At 56.6% G+C, this 11,572-nt stretch carries 11 protein-coding genes; 10 read left to right on the top strand and 1 reads right to left on the bottom strand.

Features of this window, described 5'->3' with window-relative positions:
- Positions 1-38 precede the first annotated feature (38 nt).
- The gene (locus tag ABLU86_RS02150; RefSeq protein ID WP_015704740.1) at positions 39-521 is read right to left on the bottom strand and encodes a zinc ribbon-containing protein; all 483 of its coding nucleotides are present in this window, start codon (positions 519-521) and stop codon (positions 39-41) included.
- Positions 522-747: 226 nt separating this feature from the next.
- Between ABLU86_RS02150 and leuS the strand changes: the two genes are divergently transcribed.
- The 10 genes from leuS to rlpA all read left to right on the top strand — a co-directional run bounded on the left by leuS (position 748) and on the right by rlpA (position 11,489).
- Positions 748-3,330 (top strand): leucine--tRNA ligase, encoded by a 2,583-nt coding sequence (gene leuS / locus ABLU86_RS02145; RefSeq protein ID WP_015367727.1) that lies wholly within the window; start codon positions 748-750, stop codon positions 3,328-3,330.
- A 14-nt stretch (positions 3,331-3,344) separates the two neighbouring features.
- Positions 3,345-3,935: an LPS assembly lipoprotein LptE gene (lptE, locus tag ABLU86_RS02140; protein ID WP_015704738.1), complete on the top strand. Its 591-nt coding sequence runs from the start codon at positions 3,345-3,347 to the stop codon at positions 3,933-3,935.
- Positions 3,935-4,966, top strand: coding sequence for a DNA polymerase III subunit delta (holA, locus tag ABLU86_RS02135; RefSeq protein WP_015704737.1), 1,032 nt, complete (start codon positions 3,935-3,937; stop codon positions 4,964-4,966). The genes lptE and holA overlap by 1 nt, the downstream gene beginning before the upstream one ends.
- Positions 4,959-5,609 (top strand): nicotinate-nucleotide adenylyltransferase, encoded by a 651-nt coding sequence (gene nadD / locus ABLU86_RS02130; RefSeq protein WP_045411805.1) that lies wholly within the window; start codon positions 4,959-4,961, stop codon positions 5,607-5,609. The genes holA and nadD overlap by 8 nt, the downstream gene beginning before the upstream one ends.
- A 51-nt stretch (positions 5,610-5,660) precedes the next feature.
- Positions 5,661-6,269 (top strand): adenosylcobalamin/alpha-ribazole phosphatase, encoded by a 609-nt coding sequence (locus ABLU86_RS02125; protein WP_045411808.1) that lies wholly within the window; start codon positions 5,661-5,663, stop codon positions 6,267-6,269.
- Between the two features lie 243 nt (positions 6,270-6,512).
- Positions 6,513-6,830, top strand: a complete 318-nt coding sequence (rsfS, locus tag ABLU86_RS02120; RefSeq protein ID WP_002894623.1) for a ribosome silencing factor — start codon at positions 6,513-6,515, stop codon at positions 6,828-6,830.
- 3 nt (positions 6,831-6,833) lie between these two features.
- Positions 6,834-7,301, top strand: coding sequence for a 23S rRNA (pseudouridine(1915)-N(3))-methyltransferase RlmH (gene rlmH / locus ABLU86_RS02115; protein ID WP_015367732.1), 468 nt, complete (start codon positions 6,834-6,836; stop codon positions 7,299-7,301).
- Positions 7,302-7,328: 27 nt separating this feature from the next.
- The gene (gene mrdA / locus ABLU86_RS02110) at positions 7,329-9,230 is read left to right on the top strand and encodes a peptidoglycan DD-transpeptidase MrdA (RefSeq protein WP_015704734.1); all 1,902 of its coding nucleotides are present in this window, start codon (positions 7,329-7,331) and stop codon (positions 9,228-9,230) included.
- Complete coding sequence (mrdB, locus tag ABLU86_RS02105) at positions 9,230-10,342, top strand: peptidoglycan glycosyltransferase MrdB (RefSeq protein ID WP_008805635.1); 1,113 nt, start codon at positions 9,230-9,232, stop codon at positions 10,340-10,342. Before mrdA ends, mrdB begins: the two co-directional genes overlap by 1 nt.
- 10 nt (positions 10,343-10,352) lie before the next feature.
- Complete coding sequence (gene rlpA / locus ABLU86_RS02100; protein WP_047739960.1) at positions 10,353-11,489, top strand: endolytic peptidoglycan transglycosylase RlpA; 1,137 nt, start codon at positions 10,353-10,355, stop codon at positions 11,487-11,489.
- The last annotated feature ends 83 nt before the right edge of the window (positions 11,490-11,572 follow it).

Below are 11,572 nucleotides of genomic sequence, written 5' to 3'. Positions count from 1 at the left end.
GCGATGCGCAGCGCAATGCGCATCGCTGCTTTTAGCGTTTACGGCTCAAATGGCCGCCGCTGAAACTGGTCATGCCCGCATTTCGGGCAGAGTGGCAGCACATCCGGGGTGTATACCGCCAGATGGTAGTGGCACTTCTCGCATACCAGGTTGCCAAGACCTACCACTTCCCCGCTGTGATAGACTCCATGGTGGTTCAGATCCTGAAACACCTCACGCCACTCAAGCTGGGTTTTGTCGGTGATATCGGCAAGCTCCTGCCACAGGCTCTCTTTGATCACCCGCATAAAGACGCTGTCGCTATCGTCTTCATGGCTCTCTTCATAGCTGCGGGCAAATTCTTCCAGATCGCGCTTCACCGCCGCGATAAGTGACTCAACCTCGCTCTGCGTCAGATCGCCTGCCTGGGTGATTTTCTCCCTCGCCTGCTTCACCAGCGCGTCAATGTCACGCTCTCCATTGCGCAGCCGTTCACTGAGCGAGGAGACCAGTTCCCGGTAATATTGAGCAACCTTGTTCATCATTTCGCCTCCGGTGTGATTAACTGCTTCTAATAATAGACGTTATCGGCGGTTTGCTTTGCCATCCGCGCCACAGAGTCGCGAAAAATTCTGCGCCGCTTTTGCCGATGTTAATGTGCGAAAGGCTGTTTTGACGTGGACGTTTGGGCTATGCTATGCCGATCTGAAATAACACATCCATTGGCTACATTTTGTAGCTGTATTGAAAACAGGACCACTGGCTGCCATGCAAGAGCAATACCGCCCGGAAGAGATAGAATCGAAAGTCCAGCTTCACTGGGACGAAAATCGTACATTTGAAGTAACTGAAGACGAGAGCAAAGAGAAGTATTACTGCCTGTCGATGCTTCCTTATCCTTCTGGTCGACTACACATGGGTCACGTGCGTAACTACACCATCGGCGACGTCATCGCGCGCTATCAGCGCATGCTGGGCAAAAACGTCCTGCAGCCGATCGGTTGGGATGCGTTTGGTCTGCCTGCGGAAGGCGCGGCGGTGAAAAACAATACCGCCCCGGCCCCGTGGACCTATGACAACATCGCATACATGAAAAACCAGCTGAAAAAGCTGGGCTTCGGCTATGACTGGAGCCGTGAAATTGCGACCTGCACCCCGGAATACTACCGCTGGGAGCAAAAATTCTTCACCGAGCTATATAAAAAAGGCCTGGTGTACAAAAAAACCTCAGCGGTGAACTGGTGTCCGAACGATCAGACCGTGCTGGCTAACGAACAGGTTATCGACGGCTGCTGCTGGCGCTGCGACACCAAAGTTGAGCGCAAAGAGATCCCGCAGTGGTTTATTAAAATCACCGCCTACGCTGACGAACTGCTCAACGATCTGGACAACCTGGATCACTGGCCTGACACCGTTAAGACCATGCAGCGCAACTGGATCGGCCGCTCTGAAGGGGTAGAAATCTCCTTTGACGTCAACGACTACGCCGATAAGCTGACCGTCTACACCACCCGCCCGGATACCTTCATGGGCTGCACCTACCTTGCCGTCGCAGCGGGTCACCCGCTGGCGCAACAGGCTGCGGCTAACAATCCGGCGCTGGCCGCCTTTATCGACGAATGCCGTAATACCAAAGTTGCCGAAGCCGATATGGCGACGATGGAGAAAAAAGGCGTCGACACCGGCTTTAAAGCTATTCACCCGCTGACCGGCGAAGCCATCCCGGTATGGGCGGCAAACTTCGTACTGATGGAGTACGGCACCGGCGCGGTGATGGCCGTTCCGGGTCACGACCAGCGCGACTACGAGTTTGCCAGCAAATACGGCCTGAACATCAAGCCAGTTATTCTCGCCGCTGACGGTTCCGAGCCGGATCTCTCCGAGCAGGCCCTGACCGAGAAAGGCGTGCTGTTCAACTCCGGCGAATTTAGCGGCCTGGATTACGAAGCAGGCTTCAACGCCATTGCCGATAAACTGGCCGCGATGGGCGTTGGCGAGCGCAAAGTTAACTACCGCTTGCGCGATTGGGGAGTTTCCCGCCAGCGTTACTGGGGCGCGCCAATTCCGATGGTGACCCTGGAAGACGGTACCGTGATGCCGACGCCGGAAGACCAACTGCCGGTTATCCTGCCGGAAGACGTCGTCATGGACGGCATCACCAGCCCGATCAAAGCCGATCCTGAGTGGGCGAAAACCACCGTTAACGGCATGCCGGCGCTGCGTGAAACCGACACCTTTGACACCTTTATGGAGTCCTCCTGGTACTACGCGCGCTACACCTGCCCGCAGTACGATAAAGGTATGCTGGACCCGAATGCCGCGAACTACTGGCTGCCGGTGGATATCTACATCGGCGGCATCGAGCACGCCATCATGCACCTGCTCTATTTCCGCTTCTTCCACAAGCTGATGCGCGATGCCGGTATGGTGAATTCCGATGAGCCAGCTAAACAGCTGCTGTGCCAGGGTATGGTACTGGCCGATGCGTTCTACTACGTCGGCGAAAACGGCGAGCGTAACTGGGTATCACCGATTGACGCCACCGTTGAGCGTGATGAAAAAGGCCGTATCGTTAAAGCCTTCGACCCACAGGGCCGCGAGCTGGTGTATACCGGCATGAGCAAAATGTCCAAGTCGAAGAACAACGGTATCGACCCGCAGGTTATGGTTGAGCGCTACGGCGCGGATACCGTACGTCTGTTCATGATGTTCGCCTCCCCAGCAGAAATGACCCTTGAGTGGCAGGAATCTGGTGTAGAAGGGGCAAACCGCTTCCTGAAACGCGTCTGGAAACTGGTTTACGAGCATACCTCTCAGGGCCCGGCTGTCGCCCTGGATGTGGCAAGCCTCAGCGAAGATCAGCAAGCGCTGCGTCGCGACGTGCATAAAACGATTGCCAAAGTGACCGATGATATCGGCCGTCGTCAGACCTTCAATACCGCCATTGCCGCGGTAATGGAGCTGATGAACAAACTGGCGAAAGCGCCGCAGGAAAGCGAACAGGATCGCGCGCTGATGCGTGAAGCGCTGCTGGCAGTGGTGCGTATGCTCAACCCGTTCACCCCGCATGCCTGCTTCACCCTGTGGCAAGAACTGGGCGGCGAAGGCGATATCGACAACGCGCCGTGGCCGGTAGCAGACGAAAGTGCAATGGTTGAAAACACGACTCTGGTCGTCGTCCAGGTAAACGGTAAAGTTCGTGGTAAAATTACCGTTGCGGTAGACGCAACCGAAGAGCAGGTTCGTGAACGTGCAGGCCAGGAACATCTGGTCGCAAAATACCTTGAAGGCGTGACCGTACGTAAAGTGATTTACGTTCCGGGCAAACTGCTCAATCTGGTCGTTGGCTAAGCGCGGGAGGAAGCGTGCGATATCTGGCAACAATGCTGTTATCTCTGGCGGTGTTAATCACCGCCGGTTGCGGCTGGCATCTACGTAGTAATACGCAGGTTCCAACCACAATGAAAACTATGATTTTCCAGTCAGGCGATCCGAATGGTCCGTTAAGCCGTGCGGTACGTAACCAGCTACGTCTGAATGGCGTAGAGCTGATCGAAGCCGATACGCTGCGTAAGGATATTCCGTCCCTGCGTCTGGGTAACTCATCCATTCAGAAAGATACGGCATCCATTTTCCAGGATGGTCGTACTGCTGAATACCAAATGGTGCTGACCGTTAACGCCACCGTATTGATTCCGGGCCATGACATTTACCCAATCAATACCAAGGTTTATCGCTCGTTCTTCGATAACCCGCAGGCGGCGCTGGCGAAAGATGCCGAGCAGGACATGATTGTTCGTGAAATGTACGATAAGGCTGCGGAACAGTTGATCCGTAAATTGCCGAGCGTGCATGTTGCGGATGTCGAAGCCACTAAAGAGGCTGAGCAGCCGGTGTCTGGTACCCCGGCCACCTCAACCTCTGGCAACCGCGTCTCCACTACGCTGGGTAACTGATGATTCGGTTGTACCCGGAACAACTCCGCGCGCAGCTCACTGAAGGGCTGCGCGCGGCGTATTTATTGCTTGGTAGCGACCCATTGCTGTTACAGGAAAGCCAGGATGCGATCCGCGAAGCCGCGGCCGCCCAGGGCTTTACCGAACATCACACCGCGACCATCGATGCCAGCACCGACTGGCCCGCCCTTTTTTCCTTAAGTCAGGCGCTGAGCCTCTTTTCCAGCCGCCAGACGCTTCTGCTTATCCTGCCGGAAAACGGCCCGAATGCGGCGATCAACGAACAGCTGTCCACGCTGGTCGGTATGCTGCATGAAGATCTGCTGCTGATTGTCCGCGGCAACAAGCTTACCAAGGCGCAGGAAAACGCGGCGTGGATAACAACGCTTGCCAGCCGCGCCGTGCAGGTGAGCTGCCAGACGCCGGAATACGCGCAGTTGCCTCGCTGGCTGGCCGCCCGCGCTAAACAGAATCAGTTGCAGTTAGATGAGGCCGCCAGCCAACTGCTATGCTACTGCTATGAAGGCAACCTGCTGGCGCTGGCGCAAGCGCTGGAGCGCCTCTCTTTGCTGTGGCCCGACGGTAAACTGACGCTGCCGCGCGTTGAACAGGCGGTGAATGACGCCGCCCACTTTACGCCGTATCACTGGGTCGATGCCCTGCTGGCCGGCAAAAGCAAGCGCGTACTGCACGTCCTGCAACAACTGCGCCTTGAAGGTTGCGAACCCGCTATTTTGCTGCGCACGCTGCAGCGCGAACTGCTGCTGCTGGTCACTCTGAAGCGCCAGTCGGCGCATACGCCGCTGCGCACGCTGTTTGATAAACACCGGGTCTGGCAGAACCGACGTCAGCTGGTCGGCGACGCGCTCACGCGCCTCAGCGCCGAGCAACTGCGCCAGGCCGTTACGTTATTAACCCGCGCCGAGCTCACCTTCAAGCAAGATTACGGTCAGTCAATATGGCCCGAGCTGGAAAGCCTTTCGTTACTGCTCTGCCATAAAGCGCTGGCGGACGTTTTTATTGATGGTTGATATGACTCAGTTGCAGGCAATGTACGGCGGCACCTTCGATCCGGTGCATTATGGTCACCTTAAGCCGGTAGAGATTCTGGCAAACCAAATTGGTCTTAGCCGGGTCATTATCGTGCCTAATAACGTGCCGCCGCATCGCCCGCAGCCGGAAGCCACCAGCGCCCAGCGGGTGCATATGCTGGAGCTGGCAATTGCCGATAAACCCCTATTCGTTCTCGACGAACGCGAGCTACAGCGCGATACGCCGTCCTGGACTGCGCAAACGCTACAGGAGTGGCGGCAAGAACAAGGCCCGGAACAGCCCCTGGCGTTTATCATCGGCCAGGACTCGCTGCTGACCTTCCCCACCTGGCATAACTACGCCACGATCCTCGATAACGCGCATCTGATCGTCTGCCGCCGTCCGGGATATCCGCTGGCGATGAAGCGCGAAGAAGATCAGCAATGGCTCGATAAACATCTCACCCACGACGTCGAGATGTTACATACCCGTCCCGCCGGGGTTATCTATCTGGCGGAAACCCCATGGTTCGATATTTCCGCCACGCTGATTCGTCAGCGTCTACAGCAAGGTGTCTCCTGCGCCGATATGCTGCCGGCCGCCGTACTGGACTATATTCACCAGCAGAAGCTCTATTGCTGAGAACCGGCTGCGAGGATATCGTTACGCTACGCGATTTCCACGGAGTGCATCATGAAACTATGGCTGGTTCGCCACGGCGAAACGCAGGCTAACGTCGACGGACTGTATAGCGGACATGCTCCCACCCCCCTTACCGAACGCGGTATCCAGCAGGCGCGCTCGCTGGGTGACTATCTGCAAGCGGCGCCTTTCGACCGGGTATTGTGCAGCGAGCTGGCGAGAACCCAGCACACCGCCGACCTGTTGCTCGCTGGCCGGCCTGTCCCCCGGCAAATTATTCCTTCATTGAATGAGATGTTCTTTGGCGATTGGGAAATGCGTCACCATCGCGATCTGCAAAAAGAAGACCCGCGGAACTACGCTGCCTGGTGCAAAGACTGGCAACACGCCACGCCGACCAATGGCGAAAGCTTCCAGGCCTTTACCCAGCGTATCGCGGACTTTGCCGCCAGCCTAGGGCAATATCAACAGCGGGCTAACCTGCTGATCGTCGGCCATCAGGGCGCTTTAAGCCTGTTAATCGCACTCTTATTGCAGATGCCGGCGGCAGCAATGTGGCATTTTCCCCTCGCCCACGGTAGCTGGAGCCTTATCGAGCGACGCGACGATTTCACAACCTTACGCGTATTAAATAGCCAGGCGCAGTGGCGCGCGGAATAAGAATTCATGGCCGCCCATTGACAGCCCCGAGCAGGCTGCTATTCTCCGCAGCCAGGCTACACCCGCTATACGCATCTTGCAGAAATTGTTTTACAAAAATGGCGATGCATTCGTCGGCAAGGGATGGGATGATAGCCCGCTTTCAAGGGCTGAAAGCTGACTTTTCTCCCGACATTGCCATGACTTCGGGTATACTGTCAGGCTCGTTATTGTTATCACTCTTCACGCACCCAGGGGGAACACTTGCAGGGTAAAGCACTCCAGGATTTTGTTATCGACAAAATTGATGACCTGAAAGGTCAGGACATCGTCGCCATTGATGTACATGGCAAATCCAGCATCACCGATTGCATGATTATTTGCACCGGCACCTCCACGCGCCACGTAATGTCCATCGCCGACCATGTGGTGCAGGAATCCCGCGCCGCCGGTATGCTGCCGCTGGGCGTTGAAGGTGAAGCCGCCGCCGACTGGATCGTAGTCGATCTGGGCGACGTGATGGTTCACGTCATGCAGGAAGAGAGCCGTCGTCTGTACGAGCTGGAAAAACTCTGGAGTTAATGCGTGAAGCTGCAATTGGTGGCCGTTGGCACCAAAATGCCGGACTGGGTTCAGACCGGCTTTAGCGAATATCTGCGCCGTTTTCCAAAAGATATGCCGTTCGAACTGGTAGAGATCCCTGCCGGTAAGCGCGGAAAGAATGCCGATATCAAACGTATCCTCGAAAAAGAGGGCGAAATGATGCTGGCAGCGGCAGGCAAGAACCGTATCGTGACCCTGGACATCCCCGGCAAACCCTGGGATACGCCACAGCTGGCGCGAGAACTGGAACGCTGGAAGCAGGATGGCCGGGACGTCAGTTTACTCATTGGCGGCCCGGAAGGTCTCTCTCCGGCCTGCAAAGCGGCAGCGGAACAGAGTTGGTCGCTTTCCACGCTCACGTTGCCCCATCCGCTGGTACGCGTGCTGGTGGCTGAGAGCCTGTATCGTGCGTGGAGCATAACGACTAACCACCCTTACCACCGTGAGTAATGATGACCTGGGTAGACTAAGCAGCGAATGAAATTACAGAATTCTTTCCGCGACTATACGGCTGAATCCTCGCTGTTTGTACGCCGCGCGCTGGTCGCTTTTACGGGCATTTTGTTGCTTACCGGCGTGCTGATTGCCAACCTCTACAACGTACAGATTGTCCGTTTCAACGACTACCAAACGCGTTCCAACGAAAACCGCATTAAACTGGTCCCTATTCCGCCCAGCCGCGGTATTATTTACGATCGTAACGGCACACCGCTGGCGCTGAACCGCACCATCTATCAGTTGGAGATGATGCCGGAAAAAGTCGATAACGTGCAGCAGACGCTGGATGCGCTGCGCGGCGTCGTCGACCTGACCGACGACGACATCGCCGGCTTTAAAAAAGAGCGCGCGCGCTCTCACCGTTTCACCTCGATTCCGGTGAAGGTCAATCTTAATGAAGTCCAGGTGGCGCGTTTCGCCGTTAACCAGTACCGCTTTCCCGGCGTTGAAGTCAAAGGCTACAAGCGCCGCTACTATCCGTATAACTCCGCCCTGACCCACGTTATCGGCTACGTCTCTAAAATTAACGATAAAGACGTCGATCGCCTGGATAAAGAGGGCAAACTGGCCAACTACGCGTCGACCCACGACATCGGTAAGCTGGGAATCGAGCGTTACTATGAAGACGTGCTGCACGGGCAAACCGGCTACGAAGAGGTTGAAGTCAACAACCGCGGCCGCGTTATTCGCCAGCTAAAAGAAGTGCCGCCGCAGGCCGGGCGCGATATCTACCTAACCCTTGATTTGAAGCTGCAGCAGTATATCGAAACGCTGCTGGCGGGCAGCCGCGCGGCGGTGGTGGTCACCGACCCGCGCAGCGGCGCGATTCTGGCGCTGGTTTCAACCCCGAGCTACGATCCCAACCTGTTTGTCGATGGTATCTCCAGTAAAGATTATTCCGGACTCCTCAACGATCCGAATACCCCGCTGGTCAACCGCGCGACGCAGGGGGTCTATCCACCCGCCTCGACGGTGAAACCCTACGTCGCGGTCTCAGCCTTGAGCGCCGGCGTCATTACCCGCAACACCAGTCTGTTCGACCCCGGCTGGTGGCAGTTGCCTGGCTCGGAAAAACGCTATCGCGACTGGAAAAAGTGGGGTCATGGTCATCTGAACGTCACCAAGGCGCTGGAAGAGTCCGCGGATACCTATTTCTATCAGGTTGCCTATGATATGGGCATCGATCGCCTTTCCGAATGGATGAGTAAGTTTGGCTACGGCGATTACACTGGGGTTGACCTGGCGGAAGAACGCTCCGGCAACATGCCAACTCGCGAATGGAAGCTTAAGCGCTTTAAGAAACCCTGGTATCAGGGGGATACCATCCCGGTCGGTATCGGCCAGGGCTACTGGACCGCCACGCCGATTCAGATGAACAAAGCGCTGATGATCCTGATAAACGACGGCGTGGTCAAAGTGCCCCATCTTCTGCAAAGCACTCTCGAAGACGGGAAACAGGTACCCTGGGTACAACCGCATGAACCGCCGGTCGGCGATATTCATTCCGGCTATTGGGAAATCGCTAAAGACGGCATGTACGGCGTTGCTAACCGCGGCAATGGTACCGCGCACAAATACTTTGCCAGCGCGCCGTATAAGATTGCGGCGAAGTCCGGTACCGCGCAGGTTTTCGGCCTGAAAGCCAACGAAACCTATAACGCGCACCGAATTTCCGAACGTCTGCGTGACCACAAACTTATGACGGCGTTTGCGCCTTACAACAACCCCCAGGTCGCGGTGGCGATGATCCTGGAGAATGGCGGCGCCGGCCCGGCGGTCGGTACCATTATGCGCCAGATCCTCGATCACATCATGCTGGGTGATAACAACACCAATCTGCCGAGTGAAAGCCCGGCGGTGACGGCGGGGGAGGATCAATAATGACCGATAATCCGAACAAAAAATCACTATGGGATAAAATCCATCTGGACCCCACGATGCTGCTCATCCTGCTGGCGCTGCTCACCTACAGCGCGCTGGTTATCTGGAGCGCCAGCGGCCAGGACGTGGGCATGATGGAGCGTAAAATCGGCCAAATCGCCATGGGCGTGGTGATTATGATCGTGATGGCGCAGATCCCGCCGCGGGTATATGAGGGCTGGGCGCCTTACCTCTATATTTTCTGTATTATTTTGCTGGTTGCCGTAGACGCCTTCGGCGCAATATCCAAAGGCGCACAGCGCTGGTTGGATCTCGGTATTGTACGCTTTCAGCCCTCGGAGATTGCCAAAATAGCGGTGCCGCTGATGGTGGCGCGGTTTATTAACCGCGATGTCTGTCCGCCGTCATTGAAGAATACCGCCATCGCACTGGTCCTGATCTTCCTGCCGACCCTACTGGTTGCGGCGCAGCCAGACCTCGGCACCTCGATTTTGATCGCCCTATCCGGCCTGTTTGTCCTGTTCCTCTCTGGCCTGAGCTGGCGCTTAATCGGCATCGCGGTGGTACTGGTCGCCGCCTTTATTCCGATTTTATGGTTCTTCCTGATGCACGATTACCAGCGTCAACGCGTAATGATGCTCCTCGATCCAGAGACCGATCCGCTGGGCGCGGGCTATCATATTATTCAGTCGAAAATCGCTATTGGTTCCGGCGGCTTACGCGGTAAAGGCTGGTTGCATGGTACTCAGTCGCAGCTCGAATTCCTGCCGGAGCGCCATACTGACTTTATCTTCGCCGTGCTGGCGGAAGAGCTGGGTCTTATCGGGGTATTGATCCTGCTGGCATTGTACATTTTGCTTATCATGCGCGGACTGTGGATCGCCGCCCAGGCACAAACCACCTTTGGCCGCGTCATGGCAGGCGGTTTAATGTTGATTTTATTCGTTTATGTCTTCGTAAATATTGGTATGGTAAGTGGTATTTTGCCGGTGGTGGGGGTACCTTTGCCGCTGGTCAGCTACGGGGGCTCAGCCCTAATCGTATTGATGGCCGGGTTTGGTATCGTAATGTCGATCCATACCCACAGAAAAATGTTGTCGAAAAGCGTTTAAGGGGTTCGCAATGCGTAAGCAATGGCTGGGGATCTGCATAGCAGCGGGGCTGCTGGCGGCATGTTCGGGTGAAGACGTTCAGCAGAAGACGGTTAGCGTCCCGCAGCCGGCTGTCTGTAATGGTCCGACGGTAGAAATTAGCGGCGCCGACCCGCGTTTCGAAACGCTGAACGCCACGGCCAATCAGGATTATGAACGCGATGGCAAAAGCTACAAAATCGTCCAGGATCCGGCCAACTTCACCCAGACCGGTCTGGCGGCAATTTATGACGCCGAGCCGAACAGCAACCTGACCGCCTCTGGCGAAGCGTTCGATCCAACACAGCTTACCGCCGCGCATCCGACCTTGCCCATCCCAAGCTATGCGCGTATCACGAACCTGGCTAATGGCCGAATGATCGTGGTGCGCATTAACGATCGCGGCCCGTACGGCAATGACCGGGTCATTTCCCTGTCCCGCGCCTCCGCCGACCGCCTGAATACCTCGAACAATACTAAAGTTCGTATCGATCCTATCATCGTCTCTCAGGACGGCGCCTTGTCCGGCCCAGGTATGGCATGCACCACCGTCGCCAAACAGACCTATGCCCTGCCTTCACGTCCCAACCTTGATGGCGATGGTTCTGCCGCCATCGCCCCGGCCGATCAGTCAAACGTTCACGCCATCAGCAACTCAACGCTTAAGCCTGAAGATAACGTGGGCGCGCCGGTTAACGGCAGTGGATTCCTTGGCGCACCGACGCCGCTGAATACTGGCGTGCTGGAAAGCAGCGAACCTGCTGCTGCGCCTGCCGCCGTCGCCGCGACGCCGGCAACACCCAGCGCTCCGGTCACCGCGCCGGGCTCGATTCAGGGAAGCGTTGCGCCTGCCGCGACCGCAGCAGCAGCCGCGACTGTTGCCGCACCAGCCGCCAGCACCAGCGGCGAGTTCGTCGTGCAGGTGGGCGCCGTTAGCGACCAGGCTCGCGCCCAGCAATATCAGCAGCGCCTGAGCCAGCAGTTCGCCGTTCCCGGACGTGTGATGCAAAACGGCGCCGTATGGCGGATCCAACTGGGGCCATTTGCCAGTAAGTCGCAAGCGTCGACGGTACAACAGCGCCTGCAAAACGAAGCGCAGCTGCAATCATTTATTACTCGCGCCAACTAAACGCAACGCCGCGGCATCCCGTGCTACTGCATATGTAAAAATCATTAACAAAGTCATATGTAATGTCGGGTGCCGCTGCGAAA

Source organism: Klebsiella sp. JN_Kp121, from assembly GCF_040062145.1.
GTDB lineage: Bacteria > Pseudomonadota > Gammaproteobacteria > Enterobacterales > Enterobacteriaceae > Klebsiella > Klebsiella aerogenes.
The sequence above is the reverse complement of the archived record's forward strand: the minus strand, read 5'-3'. Positions and strand labels throughout refer to the sequence as shown.

Excerpts from the sequence above, each read along its gene's own strand:
- nadD (WP_045411805.1), top strand. The coding sequence starts at position 4,959 with ATGGTTGATATGACTCAGTTGCAGGCAATGTACGGCGGCACCTTCGAT.
- mrdA (WP_015704734.1), top strand. The coding sequence starts at position 7,329 with ATGAAATTACAGAATTCTTTCCGCGACTATACGGCTGAATCCTCGCTG.
- rlpA (WP_047739960.1), top strand. The coding sequence starts at position 10,353 with ATGCGTAAGCAATGGCTGGGGATCTGCATAGCAGCGGGGCTGCTGGCG.
- holA (WP_015704737.1), top strand. The coding sequence starts at position 3,935 with ATGATTCGGTTGTACCCGGAACAACTCCGCGCGCAGCTCACTGAAGGG.
- leuS (WP_015367727.1), top strand. The coding sequence starts at position 748 with ATGCAAGAGCAATACCGCCCGGAAGAGATAGAATCGAAAGTCCAGCTT.
- ABLU86_RS02125 (WP_045411808.1), top strand. The coding sequence starts at position 5,661 with ATGAAACTATGGCTGGTTCGCCACGGCGAAACGCAGGCTAACGTCGAC.
- ABLU86_RS02150 (WP_015704740.1), bottom strand. The coding sequence starts at position 521 with ATGAACAAGGTTGCTCAATATTACCGGGAACTGGTCTCCTCGCTCAGT.
- mrdB (WP_008805635.1), top strand. The coding sequence starts at position 9,230 with ATGACCGATAATCCGAACAAAAAATCACTATGGGATAAAATCCATCTG.